Genomic DNA, 21,012 nt, shown 5'->3' with positions numbered 1-21,012 from the left:
CTGCGACGGCGAGCAGCCGACTGCACGACGGTAGCGCCGGAAGAGCCCCCTGTCATTGCCGTCTCATGGAAACGGTCGTGACGGGCGGAGGGAGTGCGCCCGCTCAGGCGGCGGCGACCGCCGCGGCGACCGTCTCGGCCAGCGGGGTGGTCGGCCGGCCGATCAGGCGGGCCAGGTCGCCGCTCGTACCGGCGAGCAGGCCGCGCGCGATGGCCTCGTCGACGTCGACGAGGATCGCGGCGAAGGACTCGGGCAGCCCGGCCCCGACGAGGACCTCCTGGTGCACGGCGGCCGGGACCCGGTTGTACGTGATCTCCTTGCCGGTGGCCTCGGCGACCGTCGCCGCGTACTCGTCCAGCGACCAGGCGGTGTCCCCGCTCAGCTCGTACGCCGCGCCGAGGTGGCCCTCGCCGGTGAGGACCGCGACGGCGGCGGCCGCGTAGTCCGCCCGGGTGGCGGAGGCGATGCGCCCGTCACCCGCGTTGCCGATGACGGCGCCGTGCTCCAGGACCGGGCCCAGGTTCGCCGTGTAGTTCTCGGTGTACCAGCCGTTGCGCAGGAAGGTGTACGGCAGTCCCGAGTCGAGGATCAGCTGCTCGGTGGCCTTGTGCTCCTCGGCCAGCAGGAAGTCGGCGTCGGGCCCGCCCTGGATCCCGGTGTACGCGAGCTGCGCGACCCCGGCGGCCTTCGCGGCGTCGATCACCGCGGTGTGCTGCGCGACCCGCTGGCCGACCTCGCTGCCCGAGATCAGCAGGACGCGGTCACCGGACCGGAACGTGCCGGCGAGCGTCTCGGGGCTGTTGTAGTCGGCGACGCGGAGCTCGACACCACGCGCGGCGAGCGGGGCGGCCTTCTCCTTGTCGCGGACGACGGCGACGACCTGGTCGGCCGGGACCGTGTCGAGCAGCTGCTCGATGACGAGGCGGCCGAGGGCTCCGGTGGCTCCGGTGACGACGATGCTCATGAGGGTTCTCTCCTGGAGGCGCTGATCATGCGGTGAATGGAACATAACTCACCCTAGGGGGTGTACTAACTCTGGGAAAGTACCCACTTTGAAGTAAGGTACTGGTATGACCGTAAGCATCCTGGACGAAGTGGGCGGCCGCCGCCCGGACGTCAACCAGCAGAACTGTCCCTCCCGGCTGGTCCTCGAACACGTGACCAGCCGGTGGGGTGTCCTCGTGCTGGCCGCGCTGCTGGAGCGCTCGTACCGGTTCAGCGAACTGCGCCGCATCGTCGGCGGCGTCAGCGAGAAGATGCTGGCCCAGACCCTCCAGACGCTGGAGCGCGACGGATTCGTGGACCGCGACGCGAAGCCGGTGATCCCGCCCCGCGTGGACTACTCGCTGACCCCCCTCGGCAGGGAGGCCGCCGACCAGGTCTGGGCGCTGGCCCGCTGGGCGGAGCAGCGGCTCGACACGGTGGAGGACTCCCGCCAGGCATACGACGAGGCCCGGAACCAGTCGGCTCCGGGCCCCGGCGTACGGGCGTGACGGCGGATCAGCCGACCACGGTCCAGGTGTCGCTGCCCGCCAGCAGGGTGCTCAGATCACCCTTGCCGTGCTGCTCGATCGCGGCATCGAGCTGATCGGACATGAGGGCGTCGTAGACCGGGCGCTCCACGCTGCGCAGCACGCCGATCGGCGTGTGGTGCAGCGTGTCGGCGTCGGCCAGCCGGGACAGCGCGAACGCCGTCGTGGGGCTGGGGTTGTGGGCGTCGTGGACGAGGATCCGCGACCGGTTCTCCTCGGTGACCGCGACGACGGCGAGGTCACCCGTCAGCGGATCGCGGACGACACCCTTGGAGTTGTCCGCGCCGAAGAGGATCGGCTGGCCGTGTTCCAGGCGGATGACCGCCTCCTCGGCCCTTTCCTTGTCCTTGAGCACCTCGAAGGCGCCGTCGTTGAAGATGTTGCAGTTCTGGTAGATCTCCACCAGCGCGGTGCCCGGATGGTCGGCGGCTGCGCGCAGCACGCTCGTGAGGTGCTTGCGGTCGGAGTCCACCGTGCGCGCGACGAAGGAGGCTTCGGCGCCCAGGGCGAGGGAGACCGGGTTGAAGGGGGCGTCGAGCGAGCCCATCGGCGTCGACTTGGTGATCTTGCCGACCTCGGACGTGGGGCTGTACTGCCCCTTGGTGAGCCCGTAGATCCGGTTGTTGAACAGCAGGATCTTGAGGTTGACGTTGCGGCGCAGGGCGTGGATCAGGTGGTTCCCCCCGATGGACAGCGCGTCGCCGTCGCCGGTGACGACCCAGACGGACAGATCCCGGCGGGAGGTGGCCAGGCCCGTCGCGATGGACGGTGCGCGGCCGTGGATGGAGTGCATCCCGTACGTGTTCATGTAGTACGGGAAGCGGGACGAGCAGCCGATGCCGGAGACGAACGTGATGTTCTCCTTGGCCAGCCCCAGTTCGGGCATGAAGCCCTGCACCGCCGCGAGGACCGCGTAGTCACCGCAGCCCGGGCACCAGCGCACCTCCTGGTCGGACTTGAAGTCCTTCATGGACTGCTTGCCCTCGGCCTCGGGGACCAGCTGGAGGAGTTCGTTGGCGTCAGGCATCAATGGCCTCCTTGAGGGCGGTGGCGAGCTGCTCGGCCTTGAAGGGCATTCCGTTGACCTGGTTGTAACTCCGGGCGTCCACGAGGTACTCGGCCCTCAGCAGCAGGGCGAGCTGGCCGAGGTTCATCTCGGGCACCACGACCTTGTCGTAACGCCTCAGCACCTCACCGAGATTCCGCGGGAACGGGTTGAGGTGGCGCAGATGGGCCTGCGCGATCGTCTCCCCGGCCGCGCGGAGCCGGCGCACGGCCGCCGTGATCGGCCCGTACGTCGAACCCCAGCCCAGGACCAGGGTCGTCGCGCCGGCCGGGTCGTCGACCTCCACGTCCGGGACCTGGATGCCGTCCACCTTCGCCTGACGGGTGCGGACCATGAAGTCGTGGTTGGCCGGGTCGTACGAGATGTTCCCCGTGCCGTCCTGCTTCTCGATCCCGCCGATCCGGTGCTCCAGACCGGGGGTGCCCGGCACCGCCCAGGGGCGGGCCAGCGTCTCCGGGTCCCGCTTGTACGGCCAGAACACCTCGGTCCCGTCGGCCAGTTCGTGGTTCGGTCCGGTCGCGAACTGCGTCCGCAGATCCGGGAGACTGTCGATCTCGGGGATCCGCCACGGCTCGGAGCCGTTCGCCAGATAGCCGTCCGACAGCAGGAACACCGGTGTCCGGTAGGTCAGCGCGATCCGGGCCGCGTCCAGTGCCGCGTCGAAGCAGTCCGCCGGTGTCATCGGCGCCACGATCGGCACCGGGGCCTCACCGTTGCGCCCGTACATCGCCTGGAGCAGGTCGGCCTGCTCCGTCTTGGTCGGCAGACCCGTCGAGGGGCCGCCGCGCTGGATGTCGATGATCAGCAGCGGCAGCTCCAGCGACACCGCCAGACCGATCGTCTCCGACTTCAGCGCCACACCCGGGCCCGACGTGGTCGTCACACCCAGCGACCCGCCGAACGCCGCGCCGAGCGCCGCCCCGATCCCGGCGATCTCGTCCTCCGCCTGGAACGTCCGCACACCGAAGTTCTTGTGCTTGCTGAGCTCGTGCAGGATGTCGGACGCCGGAGTGATCGGATAAGAGCCCAGATACACCGGCAGATCGGCCAGCCGGCCCGCCGCGATGAGCCCGTACGACAATGCCAGGTTCCCCGAGATATTGCGGTACGTGCCCGTCGGGAAGGCCTGCGACGCGGGTGCGACCTCGTACGAGACGGCGAAATCCTCCGTCGTCTCACCGAAATTCCAGCCCGCGCGGAACGCCGTCACATTCGCCTCGGCGATGTCCGGCTTCCTGGCGAACTTCGACCGGAGGAATGTCTCCGTCCCCTCGGTCGGACGGTTGTACATCCAGGACAACAGCCCGAGCGCAAACATATTCTTCGACCGCTCGGCCTCCTTGCGGGAAAGACCGAACTCCTTCAATGCCTCGATCGTCAAGGTCGTCAACGGCACCGGATGCACGTTGTACGCCTCCAGGGAACCGTCCTCGAGAGGGGATTCGGCGTAACCGACTTTCGCCATCGGGCGTTTCGTGAACTCGTCCGTGTTCACGATGATGTCGGCCCCGCGCGGCACATCGGCGATATTCGCCTTCAGGGCAGCCGGATTCATCGCGACCAGCACATTCGGCGCGTCGCCCGGTGTCAGGATGTCGTGGTCCGCGAAATGCAGCTGGAACGAGGACACACCCGGCAGTGTGCCTGCGGGCGCCCGGATCTCGGCCGGGAAGTTGGGCAGCGTGGACAGGTCGTTCCCGAACGACGCGGTCTCCGACGTGAACCGGTCACCCGTCAACTGCATTCCGTCGCCCGAGTCACCCGCGAAACGGATGATCACCCGGTCCAGGCGGCGGATTTCCTTCTCGGTGGCGCCCGTACGATCAATGTGCGGGGCGCGCTGCTCCCCGACGACAGCCTCGCTGGCCTCATCGGACTTTCCGGCTGGGCTACTGACCTGGCTGGTCACTGAACTGGACCTCCCTCGGGGCGGCGGCTCGGGACCGGCCGACCCGCCGGCGGTCCAGGCCCCACCCTACTTCTGTAAGGGTCGCCTTCCTCGGACCGGTCATATGGTGGACGCGTTTTCGCGACATGAATGCGTCACGCTTTGCCATATTTTCCGGACCCTTCAGTCGCTGGACGAGCCGTCCGGCACTCATCCTTTCGTCCTAGGTATCGAAGAAGCCTTCGCTTCCCCGCCGGTGGATCATCCAGATCATCGCGAGTCGATCATCGCGTCGTCATGAGTTCAGATAAGTGAGAACGGCGAGAACACGCCGGTGATCCCCGTCACTGGGTGACAGGCCGAGTTTCAGGAAGATGTTGCTGACGTGCTTCTCGACGGCTCCGTCACTGACGACCAGCTGCCGGGCGACGGCTGAATTCGTACGCCCCTCCGCCATCAGACCGAGGACCTCCCGCTCGCGCGGCGTGAGCCCCGCCAGCACGTCCTGCTTGCGGCTGCGGCCCAGCAGCTGGGCCACCACCTCGGGGTCCAGGGCGGTCCCGCCCTTCGCCACCCGCACGACGGCGTCCACGAACTCCCTGACCTCGGCGACCCGGTCCTTCAGCAGATAGCCCACCCCGCGGCTGCTGCCGGCCAGCAGCTCGGTGGCGTACTGCTCCTCGACGTACTGCGAGAGCACCAGCACCCCGATGTCCGGATAGTCCTTGCGCAGCCGCACCGCCGCCCGTACGCCCTCGTCGGTGTGGGTCGGCGGCATCCGCACGTCGGCGACCACCACGTCCGGCAGCGCGTCCTGCCCCGCGAGGTCGCCCACTGTCTTGATCAGCGCCTCGGCGTCCCCGACCCCGGCGACGACATCGTGCCCGAGATCGGTCAGCAGCCGGGTGAGTCCCTCCCGGAGCAGCACCGAGTCCTCGGCGATGACGACCCGCACTCTTTCCTCCACGACGTTGTGTCCCCCACTGTCGGTGTTGCCTGTGTACGCGGCTGTCGGGCTGCGCCTGTCCGTCCAGCATTCCAGCATCGGTGCCCGGATATGCCGTGCACCAGCGGTTCCGGTACCACCGGACGCGCCGCAGTGCCCCGGCCGCCGTGGTGGCGGCCGGGGCACTGCGGTCCGGCTCCCGTGCGGAGCCGGATGTTCAGCCCCGCCAGGGCAGTTCGGCCGTGACGGTCGTCGGACCGCCGGCGGGGGACTCGACGACGAGGATCCCGTCCACCGCGTCCAGCCGTTCCGTCAGCCCGGCCAGACCGCTGCCCGTCGAGACACCGGCCCCGCCGCGCCCGTCGTCGCCGACCTGGAGCATCAGCCGGTCCCCCGCCCGCCATACGTCGACCGAGGCGCGGGTGGCCCGGGCGTGCTTGCTGACGTTCTGCAGGAGCTCGGAGACCGTGAAGTACGCGATGCCCTCGATGGCCTGCGCGGGCCGCGACTCCAGGTCCACCACGACCTTCACGGGGACGGTGCAGCGGGAGGCGATGGCGGAGAGTGCGGCGTCGAGTCCGCGGTCGGTGAGGACGGCGGGGTGGATGCCTCGGGCGAGGTCGCGGAGTTCCTGGAGGGCGACCTTCACTTCGCCGTGGGCCTCGTCGACCATGCGCGCGGCGGCTTCGGGGTCGTCGGTGAGCTTCTCCTTCGCCAGCCCCAGATCCATGGCGAGGGCGACGAGGCGGGCCTGTGCGCCGTCGTGGAGGTCGCGTTCGATGCGGCGCAGGTCCGCGGCGGCGGTGTCCACGACGACACCCCGGTCCGACTCCAGCTCCGAGACCCTGGTCGCCAGCCTGGACGGGCCGAGCAGACCCAGGACCAACACCCGGTCCACGGTCGCCAGACCACGGATGATCCACGGGGTGACCAGCACGAGAGCCAGACCGAGCGCGGCGGTGACGGCCAGCTCGAAGGACGAGTCGAGATAGACCTGGTGCGTCCCGTCCCCGTACAGCTGGATGCCGTCGACACCGACGTACGCGGGGAAGACCCAGTGCCACAGCGGGTAGGTGAGCGCGGCCCAGCCGTAGGCCCAGAACGTCACCGCGACGCCGAAGGCGAACACCGCCCAGGGCATGTGCAGCACCGCGTAGAGCAGATGCCGCCAGGACACCCCGCTCTTCAGCACCGCGCCGACCCAGGACATCAGGCCGCCCTTCCCGCGCACCGGCGCGGGCTCACCGACGTCCAGCCTCAGCAGCCCGCGCGCCCGGCCCCGCTCCACGATGCCGAAGCCGCGGCACATGACGAGACCGGCGGCGAGTATCGGGATGCCGAGGAAGGTGATCAGCATGCCGAGGCCCAGCGACACCATCGTGACCGCGCAGCTGAACAGCACCACGCTGATCGGCAGGCTCAGGACCAGGTAGGCCAGCTCGCGCCACGTACGCGCCTCGAAGGGGGCCCGCAGCGCCGCGGGGAAGAAGTGCCTCTCCGGCGGGTAGCCCCCCGACCCGGTGCCGGGCCTGTGCTGGTCCCGCGTGTCGGGTCCGTATGCCGTGGCCATCAGTGGCGTCCGTCCGTTTCTTCTGAGCGGGAACTCCCCGCGGGCCGATACAACGGCTGATATCTCAAGACTGCTGTGCCGGGGCCTCCCGCACCATGAGGGCGGTCTCCGTATCCGGCAGGGGGTTTTCCCCACCATGGGGGCGCCCCGTCCTGCGCCTGGGCCGGGGGCACCCGATGCCGCCGTGTCACGCCGCGCCGGCCCGTTCGGTCCCCCGGGCCGGGCGGTCGCGCCAGGGCAGTTCCGCGGTGACCGTGGTCGGGCCGCCCTCGGGGGAGTCCAGGACGAACAGCCCGTCGACCGCGCCCAGCCGGTCCGCCAGCCCCGCCATGCCCGTACCGCCGTCGAGCCGGGCGCCGCCCGCCCCGTCGTCGCCGACCCGGAGCATCAGCCGGTCGCCGGACCGCCACACGTCGACCGACGCGGCGGCGGCGCGGCTGTGCTTGCTGACGTTCTGGAGGAGTTCGGACACCGTGAAGTAGGCGATCCCCTCGATGGCCTCGGCCGGCCGGGCCGGTAGCTGCACCGACACGGTCACGGGGACGGTGCAGCGGGAGGCGATGGCGGAGAGTGCGGCGTCGAGTCCGCGGTCGGTGAGGACGGCGGGGTGGATGCCTCGGGCGAGGTCGCGGAGTTCCTGGAGGGCGACCTTCACTTCGCCGTGGGCCTCGTCGACCATGCGGGCGGCGGCTTCGGGGTCGTCGGTGAGCTTCTCCTTCGCCAGCCCCAGGCCCATGGCGAGGGCGACGAGGCGGGCCTGTGCGCCGTCGTGGAGGTCGCGTTCGATGCGGCGCAGGTCCGCGGCGGCGGTGTCCACGACGACACCGCGGTCCGACTCCAGCTCGGCGATCCTGCGCTCCAGTTCGTCGGAGGGCGAGAGCAGCCCCCGCACCATCGCCCGGTCCACGTTCGTCAGCCCGCGCGCGAGATAGGGGAGCACCGGCCAGAGCACGAACAGGCTCACCAGGGTCACGACGAACGTCGCCACGCCCCACGGCAGCCGGATGAACGAATACAGGAGCGACCGCCAGCCCACCGGGTCCTTCAGCCCCGACCACAGCCGGCTGAAGAACCCCTGGTCCCGGCGGCCGCGCATCATCGGGCTCGGCTCCTCGACCCGCACCCCGAGCATCCTCCGCGCCCGGGCGCGTTCTGCCCGGCCGAGCCAGCGCGCACCTCCCAGTCCCAGCGCGAGCAGTGGCAGCCCGATCACGGTGACGGAGAGACCGGCACCCACACCCACCAGGAACACGGTGTAGACGAACCCGACGATCGCCATCGGCAGATTGGCCAGGAGATACGCGATCTCCTTCCACGTCCACCGGTCGAGGGCGAAGCGCGCGGGCGGCGGCCGGTCGTTGTCCGGCAGGGAGGGGCTCATGGTCATACGACCAGCGTGCCGGGGCGGGGGCGCGTACGCCATGGGGTTCGTGGGTGGGGCCGAGTAGGGATAACCCCACCTCGCGTGGCACCTCCCGCCCCACCTGTTGTGCGACGGGGCTGCTTACCGTCCCTTTAACAGGGCCTAGACTCCCGTGCGTACAGACCGTCGAACAGGTTGAGGGAGCGAGGGGCGGACGTGGCGGACGTGCCGGGACCGACCGTTCTCGCGTCGGACTACTTCCAGAGCTACTCAGTGGTCGGGCTGCTCGCCCTGGTGGGCGTGGTGTTCGTCGCCGTCGCCTTCGGGGCCGGCCGGCTGCTGAGGCCCGTGGTCCCGACGCCCGAGAAACTCCTCACGTACGAATGCGGAGTGGACCCCGTGGGCGAGGGCTGGGCCCACACCCAGGTTCGCTATTACGTGTACGCCTTCCTGTACGTGATCTTCGCCGTCGACTCGATCTTCCTGTTCCCGTGGGCGACGGTCTTCGCGGCCCCCGGATACGGGGCGACGACGCTGGTGGAGATGTTCATCTTCCTCGGTTTCCTGGCCGTGGGACTGCTCTACGCATGGAAGAAGGGCGTCCTCGAATGGGCGTGACGAGCCGGCCGAACCCCGAACCCCCCGTGTCGCTGCCCGACCCGACGCCGCTGCCCGGGCCGAAGCTCGGCGTGCTGTCCCGGCTCGCACCCGAACCGATGAAGGTGGTCCTCAACTGGGGCCGCCGCTACAGCCTCTGGGTCTTCAACTTCGGACTCGCCTGCTGCGCCATCGAGTTCATCGCCGCCTCCATGGCACGGCACGACTTCATCCGGCTCGGCGTCATCCCCTTCGCCCCCGGCCCCCGGCAGGCCGACCTGATGGTCGTGTCCGGCACGGTGACGGACAAGATGGCCCCGGCCGTCAAGCGGCTCTACGAGCAGATGCCCGAACCGAAGTACGTCATCTCCTTCGGCGCCTGCTCCAACTGCGGCGGGCCGTACTGGGATTCGTACTCCGTGACGAAGGGCGTCGACCAGATCATCCCCGTCGACGTCTACGTACCCGGATGCCCGCCCCGGCCCGAGGCGCTGCTGCAGGGAATTCTCAAGCTCCAGGAGAAGATCGCCCGCGAATCGCTCGCGGAGCGGTACGGCACCGGGGAGACGGCCCGCCCCTCGGCCGCCGCCCTGCGCAGCGGTCTCGTCGAAGCCCCGAAGGCCCCGAAGGCCCCGGAGGCCTCGTCGGGCCCGTCGGCATCGGGGGAGGAGGGGAAGTGACCGCCGCGGACCTCTACAGCACGCTGCCCGACGCCGTCACCGACGTCTTCGGCCCGGACGCCACCGCCGCGCACGCGTACGACCTGCTGACCGTCGACGTCCCCGCCGCCTCCTGGATCGCCGCCCTCGAAACGGCCCGCTCCGAGCTGGGCTGCACCTACTTCGACTGGCTGAGCGCCGTCGACGAACCGGGCACCGGTTTCCGCGTCTGCGCCCACGTCGCGGCCCTCGGCGACGGTACGGTCCGGCGCCTGCTGATCCGTACGACCGTTCCGCACGACGCGGCCACCCTGCCCACTGCCGTCGGCGTCTACGCCGGCGCCGCGTGGCACGAGCGCGAGACGCACGAGATGTTCGGCATCGGCTTCGAGGACCACCCCCATCTGGTCCCGTTGCTGCTGCCCGAGAGCTTCGAGGGCCACCCGCTGCGCAAGGACTTCGTCCTGGCGGCCCGGGTCGCCAAGGCCTGGCCGGGAGCGAAGGAGCCTGGGGAGTCCGAACACGGCGGGCCCAAGCGGCGCACCATGCTGCCGCCCGGGGTGCCCGACCCCAACGAATGGGGCCCGCTCAAGGGGCAGCTGCCGCCCGCCCCGGCCCGCCCTGCCCGAGGGGCACGCGCGGCGGGCGACCGCCCGGTGCGCAGGACCCGCAGCGCGAGCGAGGGCTCGGCGGCGCAGAGGCCGGACGCGGTGCAGCGGCCGGACGCGGAGGAGACCCCGCAGGCGGCGGCCCCGCCGCGCCGCAGCCGCAGCGCCTCCCAGGGCTCGGCGAGCCAGCAGCCGCCGGTGCCCCCGGCGCCGGCCACGCCGGCCGAGACTCCGGGCAGGGCCCAGGACGCACCGTGGCACGACGCCCGCCCGGCATTCGACGAACCGTCCGACGCGGCTCGTGAACCCGGGGAACCCGAGGCACCCGCGGAATCCGCGGAACCCGAGGCACCCGCGGAACCCGAGGAACCCGGGGCACGCGGTGAATCGCAGCCCCTCCGGCGCTTGAGGAGCGGGGGCCCGGGGGCGGAGCCCCCGGTTCGGGAAGGGGCGGGCAGGGGAGAAGCCCCGCGCAGCGCCACCCCCGACGCCCCGGCCCCCGAACCCCCCGCCGAGCAGACCACCGAGGCACCGGAAACCTCCGAGGCGCCCGACACCCCCGAGGCCCCGGAAACCCCCGAGGCCCCCCGGCCCCCCGACAAGCCCGACCCCCCCGCCGGAGGCGATACCGCGTGAACGACGTACTCGACGTCGCCCTCCGCCTCGTCATCGTCTTCGCCGTGTTCATGGTGCTCCCGCTCGTCGTGGGGCAGGCCGAACACAAGGTGATGGCCCACATGCAGGGCCGCCTCGGCCCCATGTACGCCGGCGGGTTCCACGGCTGGGCCCAGCTCGTCGCGGACGGGGTGAAGTTCGCGCAGAAGGAAGACGTCGTACCGGCCGAAGCGGACCGCCGCATCTTCCAGCTGGCCCCCGCCGTCGCCCTGCTCCCGTATCTCCTCGTCGTCCTCGTCATCCCGATCGGCCCGAGCGAGGGGGCGGTCGGCCAGGTCGTCGACGCGGGCATCTTCTTCGTGCTGGCGGTCATGGGCGTCGGCGTGCTCGGCTCACTGATGGCGGGCTGGGCCTCGGCCAACAAGTTCTCCCTCCTCGGCGGACTCCGCACCGCCGCGCAGCTCCTCGCGTACGAACTGCCGATGCTGCTCGCCGCGGCCTCCGTGGCGATGGCGGCCGGCACCGTCTCGCTCCCCGGCATCCTCAACGCCTTCGAGTGGTGGTGGCTGCCCTGGCAGATCGTCGGCGCGCTGGTCTTCTTCGTGGCGGGGCTCGCCGAACTCCAGCGCCCGCCCTTCGACATGCCGGTCGCCGACTCGGAGATCATCTTCGGGGCGTATACGGAGTACACGGGCCTCCGCTTCGCACTGTTCCTGCTCGCCGAGTACGCCGGGATCGTCGTCCTGTGCGGCTTGACGACGGTCCTCTTCCTCGGCGGATGGCACGGGCCGCTCGGCTCCGACGGGCTCGGCTGGGTCTGGACCCTGCTCAAGACCGGCGTTCTCGCGTTCGTCGTCATCTGGCTCCGGGTCACCTATCCCCGGCTGCGCGAGGACCAGCTGCAGAAGCTCGCCTGGACCACGCTCATCCCCCTCGCTCTCGCGCAGATCGCGCTCACCGGCATCGTGAAGGTGGCGATCAACTAGTGCCCCCGATCCCCGGCTCAGGCCTGGCCAAGGGTCTCGCCGTCACCCTGCGGACCATGACGAAGCGCACGGTCACCGCGCAGTACCCGGACGTCCAGCCCGAACTGCCGCCCCGCACACGCGGCGTCATCGGACTGTTCGAGGAGAACTGCACGGTCTGCATGCTCTGCGCCCGTGAGTGCCCCGACTGGTGCATCTACATCGACTCCCACAAGGAGACGGTGCCCGCGGCCGCCCCCGGTGGCCGTGAGCGCAGCCGCAACGTCCTGGACCGCTTCGCGATCGACTTCGCCCTGTGCATGTACTGCGGTATCTGCATCGAGGTCTGTCCTTTCGACGCGCTGTTCTGGTCGCCCGAGTTCGAGTACGCGGAGACCGACATCCACGAACTCACCCACGAGCGCGACAAGCTCCGCGAGTGGATGTGGACCGTTCCGGAGCCGCCCGCGCTCGACCCGGGGGCCGAGGAGCCCAAGGAGATCGCCGCCGCCCGCAAGACCGCCGACAAGCTCCAGGCCCAGGAGGCCAAGGAAGCCGCGGAGGCCCAGGAAGCAGAGCGGGCCCGGTCGGGACAGGCACCGGACGAGGCACCGGAAGCGGAGGGCCAGGAATGACCCTCGCGGCCACGGCCGGTCACCCCGGCTTCCTCTCACCGACCGGCGTCGAGATCGCCTTCCTCCTGGTCGGGCTCGCCACCTTCGGCGCGGCCCTCATCACCGTCACGACCAAGCAACTGGTGCACGCCGCACTGTGGCTCGTCGTGGCGCTCGGCGGCATCGCGGTGGAGTACCTCCTCCTCACGGCCGAGTTCATCGCGTGGGTGCAGGTGCTGATCTACGTCGGTTCCATCGTGGTCCTCCTCCTCTTCGGGCTGATGCTGACCAGAGCCCCCATCGGCCGTTCGCCGGACGCCGACTCGGGCAACCGGTGGGTCGCCCTCGGCGCTGCCGTCGCCGCCGCAGGCGCCCTCGTCTGGGTCGTCGTGGACGCCTTCCGTACGACCTGGATCGATCTGGACGGCCCCGCCCAGGGCTCCACCAAGGCGTCCGGTGAGTTCCTCTTCCGGAACTGGGTCCTCCCCTTCGAAGCACTCTCCGTCCTGCTGCTCGCCGCCCTCGTGGGTGCGATCGTCCTGTCCCGCAAGGACCGCCAGAGCAAGCAGAACCGCCCGGCCGACCAAGGCAAGACCGTGAACCGGGAGGACAAGAGCTGATGCACCTCGCCTATCCCGCGGTCCTCGCCGTCCTCCTCTTCTGCACCGGGCTGTACGGGGTGCTCGCCCGCCGTAACGCGATCCTCGTCCTGATGTCCGTCGAGCTCATGCTCAACGCCGTCAACCTCAACCTGGTCGCCTTCGACGTCTGGCTCCGCGACGCACTCCACTCGGGCCAGGCCCTCACCCTCTTCACGATCGCCATCGCCGCCGCCGAGATCGGCATCGGTCTGGCGATCGTCCTGGCCGTCCACCGCAACCGCGGCAGTTCGGACGTCGACCGCCTCCGCGACACCGCGGAGACCGACGACGCCGAAGCACTCCCCGGCGCCGAGGACGACGACGACCCCGACGCCGCCCGGGGCGTCACCGCAGACCAGGCCACTGCTCCGGCAGGGAAGGCAAAGAAGGCAGAGGCCACCGCGTGACCACCACGACCCTCGCCGTCCTCGTCCCCCTCCTTCCCTTCCTGGGCGCCGCCGCAGGACTGCTCCTGGGCCGCTCCGCGCCCGGCTTCGTCCGCCCCCTCGCCGTGCTCCCGACCCTCGCCGCGGCCGTCATCGCGGCCGTCGTCGCCGCACGCCAGGGCGGCGGCCGCGCCATCGACGCCGCGACCCAGCTGACCCCCACCGGCTCGGTCCCGATCGACCTCGCCCTGCACCTGGACGGCTTCGCCGTCCTCGTCGCCGTCCTCGTCGGCCTCGTCGCCACCTGCGTACAGATCTACTCGACGGCGTACCTCAAGGACGACGCCCGCTACCCGTCCTACGCGGCGCTCGTCTCGCTCTTCACCTCCGCGATGCTGCTCGTCGTCTACTCCGGCGACCTCATGGTGCTCCTGGTCGGCTGGGAGATCATGGGCATCTGCTCGTACTTCCTCGTCGGCCACTACTGGGAGACCCCCGAGGCCCGTGCGGCCTCCCTCAAGGCCTTCCTCGTCACCAAGCTCGGCGACGTCCCCTTCCTCATCGGCCTGTTCGCGCTCGCCGCCGACACCGGCACCTTCCGCATCACCGGGATCCTGGCCGCCGTCACCAACGGCGGACTCGACCACCCCACCCTCATCGCGCTGCTGCTCCTCGCCGGCGTCGCGGGCAAGTCCGCGCAGTTCCCCCTGCACACCTGGCTGCCCGACGCGATGGCCGGCCCCACCCCCGTCTCCGCGCTCATCCACGCCGCGACGATGGTCGCCGCCGGCATCTACTTCGTGGCCCGGCTCCTCCCCGTCTTCGCCGCCTCCGGCGCCGCCCTCGTCGTCCTCGCCGTCATGGCGGCCGTCACGATGATCGGCTCCGGCCTCGCCGCGCTCGCACAGGACGACATCAAGCGCGTCCTCGCCTACTCGACGATCGGCCAGCTCGGCTACATGTCCGGTGCCCTCGCCGTCGGCGACCGCGGGGCCGCCGTCTTCCACCTCCTGTCGCACGGTGCGTTCAAGGCCGTCCTGTTCCTCGCGGCGGGCGTCGTCATCCACGCGGCGGGAACCAACTCACTCGCCGCCATGTCCCGCATGGGCGGGCTGGCCAAGCGGATCCCCGACGCCTGCTGGACGATGACCGTCGCCCTGCTCGCGCTCGCCGCCATCCCCCCGTTCGCAGGCTTCTTCTCCAAGGAAGCCGTCCTCGTCGCCGCCGAGCACACCGCCTTCGGCGACCGCGACATCGCCCCGGCCGCCGCCGGCTGGACCGTCCTCGTCGCCGGGCTCGCCGCAGCGGTCCTCACCGCCGCCTACGCCACCCGGCTGTGGCTCCTCACCTTCCGCGGGCGAGGCCCCGAGGCCCCCGACCACGGCAAGCAGCCCGTCGCGATGACCTCGGTCCTCTGGGTCCTCGCCGTCCCCACGATCGCCTTCGGCCTCACCACCGGCGTCCTCACCGACTGGTTCGACGGACACAGCCTCAGCCCCTCCCTCACGACAGCCGTCCTCTCCACCGGCGTCGGACTCGTCGGCGGACTCGTCACCTACGGGGCATGGCGCCACACCACCGCGCTCGCCGACCGCCCCCCGGTCGGTGCGGTCGCCGCCCACCCGGACGCCGAACCCGCCCTCGTGGAGGCCGAGGCGATCACCTCGCACACCGCCGCGTACGGCACGATCGCGGACGCCCCGGACCCCTCGGACCCCGGCAGGCTCCTGCTGGGCCCGCTGCACCGCCACGCGGTCACCGGCTTCCACCTCGACGCCCTGTACACAGCGGTGTTCGTCCGCCCCGTGGGCGCCGCCGCACGGCTCGTCCGCTTCCTGGACCGTGAGGTCGTCGACACCTACGTACGCGGCTCGGGCAGCATCGCCCGCGGACTCGGCACCCTGATCCGCCGCGCCCAGACCGGCAACGTGCAGACCTACCTCGGCGCGCTGCTCGCCGGAACCCTTGTCCTGGCGATCGCCGCCGTCGTTTTTGCCAACGTCTACGCCGGGGCGTGAGCCGTGTTCGATATCAGCGCATCCGTGATGCAGTTCCTTCTGGCGTTCATCGTCGTCGCCCCGCTCCTCGGCGCGGCCGGGGCCCTCCTGCCCGCCCCTCCCGGGCTCAAGGGCAGGAACCCCGACCAGGCCGTGCTCCGCCACGGCGTGACTGTCACCGGCGCCGTGCTCCTCGCCGCACTCGTCCTGGCCGCGGGCTTCGACCACGACCACCCGTCGAAGATGCAGGCCACCACGGACATCAGCTGGATCCCGGCACTCGACGTCCGGATCCACCTCGGTACCGACGGCATCTCGCTCCCCCTCCTCGTGCTGACCGCGCTGCTGACCTTCCTCTGCGCGCTCCACAGCTACTTCAAGCCCCCCGCGGGCCCCTCCCCGAAGGCCCTCGTCGCGCTCGTCCTCGTCCTGGAGTCCGGCACCCTCGCGACCTTCGCCGTCCTCGACCTGCTGCTGTTCTTCCTGGCCTTCGAGATGGTCCTCATCCCGATGTACTTCCTCATCGCCCGCTGGGGCGGCGACCGGAAACAGCCCGCCGCCTGGAAGTTCATCCTCTACACGCTGCTCGGCTCCGTGATCATGCTGCTCGGGCTGCTCCTCATCGGACTGAAGAGCGGCACCTTCGACATGGTGGCACTCGCCACTGACAACGGCCGAGGCCTCACCACATCCGTGCAGGTCATCGCCGTACTGGCCGTCGGGATCGGCCTGGCCGTGAAGACCCCGATGTGGCCCCTGCACAGCTGGCTCCCCGACGCCCACACCGCGGCGCCGACCGTCGGATCTGTCCTCCTCGCCGGCGTACTGCTGAAGATGGGCACGTACGGCTTCGTCCGCATCCTGCTCCCCGGCACCCCCGACGGGATGCAGACCTTCGCGCCGTACCTCGCCGCCTTCGCCGTCGTCGGGATCATCTACGGATCCCTCGCCTGCCTCGCCCTCGCCCGCCCCGGCGCCAAGGGCGACCTCAAGCGCCTGATCGCCTACTCCTCCGTGGGCCACATGGGCTTCGTACTCCTCGGCATCGCGACCATGACCCCCACCGGCGTGAACGGCGCGCTCTTCGCGAACATCGCCCACGGCCTCATCACCGGCCTGCTGTTCTTCCTGGTCGGTGCCGTCAAGGACCGCTACGGCACCGCGGACCTCGACACCCTGTCCGGCGCCACCGGGGCCGCCCTCTACGGCCGTGCGCCCCGCCTCGGCGGCCTCCTCGCCTTCGCCGCCGTCGCCTCGCTCGGGCTCCCCGGCCTCGCCGGGTTCTGGGGCGAGATGCTCACCCTGTTCGGCGCCTTCGACCCCGCCGAAGGACTCAGCCGCCCCGCCTTCCTCACCTTCATGTCCATCGGCGCGCTCGGCACCCTGCTCACAGCCGCGTACATGCTGATCGTCGTACGCCGCGTCTGCATGGGCGAGAACCGTGAGCAGCCGCACCCGGTCGCCGACATCCAGCGCTACGAATTCGCCGCCTGGACCCCGCTCGCCGCCCTGACCGTCCTCGCCGGACTCTGGCCCGCCGTCCTCCTCGGCCTCACCGACCCGGCCGTGCAGAAGCTCCTCGCAGGAGGCAAGTCGTGACCGTGGCAGCCGACAGCGCAACAGGGGCGGCAAGCCTCGTCCAGTCCGTCGACTGGCTCGCGATCGCACCCCCCGTCATCGTGGCGTCCGCGGCCCTGCTCGTCCTCGTCGCCGACCTCTTCGTCGGAGAACGCCGCAAGCCGCTCCTCGGCTACGGAGCCATCGCCGGCCTCGTCGCCGCGCTCGCCATGCTCGTACCGCTGCGCGCCGGGGACCGCTCCACCTTCTGCCTCACCGGCACCGGCACCGGCACCGGCACCGGCACCGTCCATGCCTGCAGCTACACCGCCGACCACTTCGCCCTGGTCATCCAGGCACTCGTGCTCGGCGGAGCCCTGCTCACCGCACTGCTCTCGATCGGCGACACCCGCAAGCTCCCCGCGGGCGAGTTCTGGTTCCTGCTGCTGTCCTCCGCCGCCGGAGCCGCGCTCCTGCCCGCCGCCCGGGACCTCGCCACCCTCGTCGTCGCCCTCGAAGTCGCCTCGCTCCCCGCCTTCGCCCTCGTCGGCATCAAGCGCGGCGACCGCCGCTCCTCCGAAGCGGCCCTGAAGTTCTTCCTGTCCTCCGTCGTCGCCACCGCCGTCATGCTCCTGGGCGTCAGCTTCGTCTACGCGGCCACCGGCACCCTGCACCTCACGGAGATCGCCGCCCGCCTCGACGACGTACCGGGACAGCTCTCCACCCTCGCCGAGGCGGGCGTCGTCCTCACCCTCGTCGGCTTCGCCTTCAAGACGGCCGCCGCCCCCTTCCACTTCTGGGTCCCCGACACCTACGTGGGCGCCCCGCTCCCCATCGCGGCCTACCTCTCCGTCGTCGGCAAGGCGGTCGGCTTCTCCGGCATCGTCCTCGTCACGGTAATCGGCTTCCCGTCGTACGCCGACGTCTGGGGCCCTGCCCTGGCCTTCCTCGCCGCGCTCACCATGACCGTCGGCAACCTCGCCGCGCTCCGGCAGACCGCCACCCGCGCCCGGAGCGCCGTACGCCTCCTCGCCTGGTCGTCCGTCGGCCAGGCCGGCTACCTCCTCGTCCCGATCGCCGCCGCCGCGTACTCCAGCGACGCCCAGATCGGCTCGACCGTCGCCTACGCCCTCATGTACGCCGTGGTGAACCTCGGCGCCTTCGCGGTGGCCGCCCTCGTCGCCCGTACGCACCCCGGCAACCGCCTCAGCGACTACCGGGGCCTGTACGCGACGCGCCCCCTGGCCGCGCTCGCCATGGGCTTCTTCCTGCTCTGCCTGGCCGGCCTGCCGCCCGGCATCATCGGCCTCTTCGCGAAGGTCACGGTCTTCTCCTCGGCCGTCGACGCGGGGCTCGGCTGGCTCGCCGTCGTCATGGCCGTCAACGTAGTGATCGCCTTGTACTACTACCTTCAGTGGACCGCCGCGCTCTTCAGGGCCCCGGAGCCGTCCCCGGCCTCCGACGAGGCCCCCGCCGCCTCCGGGCACCGGATCCCCGCCCCGGTCACCCTGGCGATCGCCCTCACCGCCGTAGCCGGAATCACACTCTCCGGTGCTCCCCAGCTCATCCTCCGTTTCGCCACCCTCAGCCTCTTCTGACCGGCTCCGACCGGCTTGCCCGTGGAGCCACGCACAGGGCATGGTCATGCGTGCACGCGTCACGCAACGGAGCGCGCAGGACGAGCACACAAGAAGAGCACAGAGGAGCCAGAGCGGTGCTGAACGGGTTCAAGGACTTCATCCTCCGCGGGAACGTCATCTCCATGGCGATCGGCCTCGCCGTCGGAGCCGCCTTCACCGCCGTGGTCACCGGTTTCACCAAGGCGTTCATCGTGCCGCTGATCGGACTCTTCACCCGCGGCACCGGAGACTTCAGCAAGGCCTCCTACGATATCGACGGCGTGACCTTCCCCTACGGCCTGTTCATCAGTGCCGCCATCGCCTTCCTCATCACCGCCGCCGTGCTCTACTTCCTGGTCGTCGTCCCCATGGCCAAGGTCCAGAACCGCTTCACCACCAAGGAAGAAGAGAAGCAGGCCGACATCAAGGCCGCCCTGCGCGACTGCCCCCGCTGCTACAGCGAGATCCCCTCCATCGCCACCCGTTGCGCCCACTGCACCAGCGACGTCGAGCCGGACCCGGAAGCCCGCGCGCTCGCAGGGCTCCCCGCCCAGCGCTGAACCGCCGCCGCGGCCCCAGAGGCCCGCGACAGGCGACACCACCCGTACGGCCCAGGGGCGGATCCATCCGGATCCGCCCCTGCTGCCTGTGCCCCCGGCCACCTCGCACAAGGGAACTAGCTCCCGTCGCCTCGCGTTGACCTGTACGGGAGGCTCCACTGGGGAGTGGAGCACCACCGAGCAAGGGTTCCCCTGCTGCACCACTTGGAGGGCGTACCGTGCACCGCCGGCACAACGGGCTGAAAACCGCTGTACTCCTCGGGGGCCTCTCGGCCCTCATCATCGTCATCGGCAGCTTCTTCGGGCGGACCGGCCTGATCGTCGCGCTCCTCGTCGCGCTCGCCACCAACGCCTACGCGTACTGGAACAGCGACAAGCTCGCCCTGCGCGCCATGCGGGCACGCCCGGTCAGCGAATTCGAAGCGCCGCAGCTCTACCGCACCGTCCGCGAGCTCTCCACGGCGGCCCGCCAGCCCATGCCCCGGCTCTACATCTCCCCGACGCAGGCACCCAACGCCTTCGCGACCGGCCGCAACCCGCGCAACGCGGCGGTGTGCTGCACCGAGGGGATCCTCCAGATCCTCGACGAGCGCGAGCTGCGCGGCGTCCTCGGCCACGAACTGAGCCATGTCTACAACCGCGACATCCTCATCTCGTCCGTCGCGGGCGCCCTCGCCTCGGTCGTCATGTTCCTGGTCAACTTCGCATGGCTCATTCCCGTGGGCCGCTCGGACGACGACGACGGCCCGGGCCTCCTCGGGATGCTCCTGGTCATGATCCTCGGCCCGCTCGCCGCCTCCGTGATCCAGCTCGCCGTGAGCCGTTCCCGTGAGTACCAGGCCGACGCGTCCGGGGCCCAGCTCACCGGGGACCCGCTCGCCCTGGCGTCCGCGCTGCGCAAGCTCGACGCCGGCACGAAACAGCTTCCGCTCCCACCCGAACCACGGATCGAGACCGCGAGCCACATGATGATCGCGAACCCGTTCCGTCCCGGCCAGGGCATGTCCAAGATGTTCTCCACCCACCCGCCCATGGCCGAACGCATCTCCCGACTCGAGCAGATGGCAGGGTATCGACCATGAACGCAATCCTGAACGTCATTTGGCTGGTCCTGTGCGGGCTGTGGATGTTCCTGGGCTACATCGCCGCGGGGCTCCTGCTCTGCATCACGATCATCGGCATCCCCTTCGGCGTGGCCGCGTTCCGCATCGGCGTCTACGCGCTCTGGCCCTTCGGCCGCACCGTCGTCGACCGCCGTGACGCAGGCGGCGGCTCCCTCATCGGGAACGTCCTCTGGGTCATCCTGGCCGGCTGGTGGCTCGCGCTCGGCCACATCTTCACCGGCATCGCCCTGTGCGTCACGATCATCGGCATCCCGCTGGGCATCGCGAACTTCAAGCTCATCCCGGTCTCGCTGATGCCCTTCGGCAAGGAGATCGTCCGCACGGACCAGCCGCTCGTCGGGCACTGACCACCGGCCCGGCAGGCAACCGCACCCACCCGTACAGGCGTCCTGGCTTGCAGGAACAAGTGACGGGTAGGTAGGCGAACATGAGCATCATCAGTTGGATCATCCTCGGGCTGCTGGCCGGAGCCATAGCCAAGTTTCTTCTGCCGGGCCGCGACCCCGGTGGCATCATCGGCACGACCCTCATCGGCATCGTGGGGGCCTTCCTGGGCGGCTGGCTGTCGTCCCGCTTCCTGGACCGCCCCATCAGCACGGACTTCTACGACACGGCCACCTGGGTCGCCGCCATCGCCGGATCCCTGGTCCTGCTGATCGCCTACAGGCTGCTCTTCGGCAACTCCCGCGACCGCCGCTGACGCGC

21 protein-coding genes are annotated in these 21,012 nt (G+C 70.5%); 15 read left to right on the top strand and 6 right to left on the bottom strand.

From position 1 onward, the window contains the following. Positions 1-103: 103 nt before the first annotated feature. A complete protein-coding gene (locus tag ACIRD8_RS08330) occupies positions 104-964 on the bottom strand; it encodes an SDR family oxidoreductase (protein WP_403987914.1) in 861 nt (286 codons plus the stop codon). Between the two features lie 106 nt (positions 965-1,070). Between ACIRD8_RS08330 and ACIRD8_RS08325 the strand changes: the two genes are divergently transcribed. Further along, positions 1,071-1,493: a winged helix-turn-helix transcriptional regulator gene (locus ACIRD8_RS08325; RefSeq protein WP_403987911.1), complete on the top strand. Its 423-nt coding sequence runs from the start codon at positions 1,071-1,073 to the stop codon at positions 1,491-1,493. A 7-nt stretch (positions 1,494-1,500) separates the two neighbouring features. On the opposite strand, the gene ACIRD8_RS08320 is transcribed toward ACIRD8_RS08325, so the two are convergent. The 5 genes from ACIRD8_RS08320 to ACIRD8_RS08300 all read right to left on the bottom strand — a co-directional run bounded on the left by ACIRD8_RS08320 (position 1,501) and on the right by ACIRD8_RS08300 (position 8,389). Further along, positions 1,501-2,559 (bottom strand): 2-oxoacid:ferredoxin oxidoreductase subunit beta, encoded by a 1,059-nt coding sequence (locus ACIRD8_RS08320; protein WP_403987908.1) that lies wholly within the window; start codon positions 2,557-2,559, stop codon positions 1,501-1,503. Then, positions 2,552-4,507 carry a 2-oxoacid:acceptor oxidoreductase subunit alpha gene (locus ACIRD8_RS08315; protein ID WP_403987905.1) on the bottom strand — a complete coding sequence of 652 codons (1,956 nt, stop codon included), beginning with the start codon at positions 4,505-4,507 and terminating at the stop codon, positions 2,552-2,554. The genes ACIRD8_RS08320 and ACIRD8_RS08315 overlap by 8 nt, the downstream gene beginning before the upstream one ends. Before the next feature lie 274 nt (positions 4,508-4,781). Next, positions 4,782-5,441 carry a LuxR C-terminal-related transcriptional regulator gene (locus ACIRD8_RS08310; RefSeq protein WP_403988687.1) on the bottom strand — a complete coding sequence of 220 codons (660 nt, stop codon included), beginning with the start codon at positions 5,439-5,441 and terminating at the stop codon, positions 4,782-4,784. Between the two features lie 208 nt (positions 5,442-5,649). Beyond that, complete coding sequence (locus ACIRD8_RS08305) at positions 5,650-7,002, bottom strand: sensor histidine kinase (RefSeq protein ID WP_403987903.1); 1,353 nt, start codon at positions 7,000-7,002, stop codon at positions 5,650-5,652. 187 nt (positions 7,003-7,189) lie between these two features. Further along, complete coding sequence (locus tag ACIRD8_RS08300) at positions 7,190-8,389, bottom strand: sensor histidine kinase (protein WP_403987900.1); 1,200 nt, start codon at positions 8,387-8,389, stop codon at positions 7,190-7,192. Between the two features lie 192 nt (positions 8,390-8,581). On the opposite strand from ACIRD8_RS08300, the gene ACIRD8_RS08295 reads away from it, so the two are divergent. The 14 genes from ACIRD8_RS08295 to ACIRD8_RS08230 all read left to right on the top strand — a co-directional run bounded on the left by ACIRD8_RS08295 (position 8,582) and on the right by ACIRD8_RS08230 (position 21,007). Next, positions 8,582-8,983 (top strand): NADH-quinone oxidoreductase subunit A, encoded by a 402-nt coding sequence (locus ACIRD8_RS08295; RefSeq protein WP_099173887.1) that lies wholly within the window; start codon positions 8,582-8,584, stop codon positions 8,981-8,983. Beyond that, complete coding sequence (locus ACIRD8_RS08290; protein WP_403987897.1) at positions 8,974-9,642, top strand: NADH-quinone oxidoreductase subunit B; 669 nt, start codon at positions 8,974-8,976, stop codon at positions 9,640-9,642. The genes ACIRD8_RS08295 and ACIRD8_RS08290 overlap by 10 nt, the downstream gene beginning before the upstream one ends. Next, positions 9,639-10,865, top strand: coding sequence for an NADH-quinone oxidoreductase subunit C (locus ACIRD8_RS08285; RefSeq protein ID WP_403987894.1), 1,227 nt, complete (start codon positions 9,639-9,641; stop codon positions 10,863-10,865). Before ACIRD8_RS08290 ends, ACIRD8_RS08285 begins: the two co-directional genes overlap by 4 nt. Continuing rightward, complete coding sequence (locus ACIRD8_RS08280; RefSeq protein WP_403987891.1) at positions 10,862-11,830, top strand: NADH-quinone oxidoreductase subunit H; 969 nt, start codon at positions 10,862-10,864, stop codon at positions 11,828-11,830. Before ACIRD8_RS08285 ends, ACIRD8_RS08280 begins: the two co-directional genes overlap by 4 nt. After that, positions 11,830-12,444: a NuoI/complex I 23 kDa subunit family protein gene (locus tag ACIRD8_RS08275; RefSeq protein WP_403987888.1), complete on the top strand. Its 615-nt coding sequence runs from the start codon at positions 11,830-11,832 to the stop codon at positions 12,442-12,444. Before ACIRD8_RS08280 ends, ACIRD8_RS08275 begins: the two co-directional genes overlap by 1 nt. Further along, the gene (locus ACIRD8_RS08270; RefSeq protein WP_403987885.1) at positions 12,441-13,043 is read left to right on the top strand and encodes an NADH-quinone oxidoreductase subunit J; all 603 of its coding nucleotides are present in this window, start codon (positions 12,441-12,443) and stop codon (positions 13,041-13,043) included. Before ACIRD8_RS08275 ends, ACIRD8_RS08270 begins: the two co-directional genes overlap by 4 nt. Further along, positions 13,043-13,471: an NADH-quinone oxidoreductase subunit NuoK gene (gene nuoK, locus ACIRD8_RS08265; RefSeq protein WP_403987882.1), complete on the top strand. Its 429-nt coding sequence runs from the start codon at positions 13,043-13,045 to the stop codon at positions 13,469-13,471. Before ACIRD8_RS08270 ends, nuoK begins: the two co-directional genes overlap by 1 nt. After that, on the top strand, positions 13,468-15,468 hold the full coding sequence (locus ACIRD8_RS08260) for an NADH-quinone oxidoreductase subunit L (RefSeq protein ID WP_403987879.1): 2,001 nt from the start codon (positions 13,468-13,470) through the stop codon (positions 15,466-15,468). Before nuoK ends, ACIRD8_RS08260 begins: the two co-directional genes overlap by 4 nt. A gap of 27 nt (positions 15,469-15,495) precedes the next feature. Beyond that, positions 15,496-17,046 (top strand): NuoM family protein, encoded by a 1,551-nt coding sequence (locus tag ACIRD8_RS08255; protein WP_403988685.1) that lies wholly within the window; start codon positions 15,496-15,498, stop codon positions 17,044-17,046. Next, on the top strand, positions 17,043-18,602 hold the full coding sequence (locus ACIRD8_RS08250; RefSeq protein WP_403987877.1) for an NADH-quinone oxidoreductase subunit N: 1,560 nt from the start codon (positions 17,043-17,045) through the stop codon (positions 18,600-18,602). Before ACIRD8_RS08255 ends, ACIRD8_RS08250 begins: the two co-directional genes overlap by 4 nt. A gap of 116 nt (positions 18,603-18,718) precedes the next feature. Next, complete coding sequence (gene mscL / locus ACIRD8_RS08245) at positions 18,719-19,183, top strand: large conductance mechanosensitive channel protein MscL (RefSeq protein WP_403987874.1); 465 nt, start codon at positions 18,719-18,721, stop codon at positions 19,181-19,183. 218 nt (positions 19,184-19,401) lie between these two features. Beyond that, complete coding sequence (gene htpX, locus ACIRD8_RS08240; RefSeq protein ID WP_403987871.1) at positions 19,402-20,265, top strand: zinc metalloprotease HtpX; 864 nt, start codon at positions 19,402-19,404, stop codon at positions 20,263-20,265. After that, positions 20,262-20,654 carry a YccF domain-containing protein gene (locus ACIRD8_RS08235; protein ID WP_403987868.1) on the top strand — a complete coding sequence of 131 codons (393 nt, stop codon included), beginning with the start codon at positions 20,262-20,264 and terminating at the stop codon, positions 20,652-20,654. The genes htpX and ACIRD8_RS08235 overlap by 4 nt, the downstream gene beginning before the upstream one ends. An 80-nt stretch (positions 20,655-20,734) precedes the next feature. Further along, a complete protein-coding gene (locus ACIRD8_RS08230; protein WP_053930260.1) occupies positions 20,735-21,007 on the top strand; it encodes a GlsB/YeaQ/YmgE family stress response membrane protein in 273 nt (90 codons plus the stop codon). Positions 21,008-21,012 lie beyond the last annotated feature (5 nt).

The sequence above is a fragment of the Streptomyces sp. NPDC102451 genome (genome assembly GCF_044765485.1).
Taxonomy (GTDB): Bacteria; Actinomycetota; Actinomycetes; order Streptomycetales; family Streptomycetaceae; genus Streptomyces.
The sequence above is the reverse complement of the archived record's forward strand: the minus strand, read 5'-3'. Positions and strand labels throughout refer to the sequence as shown.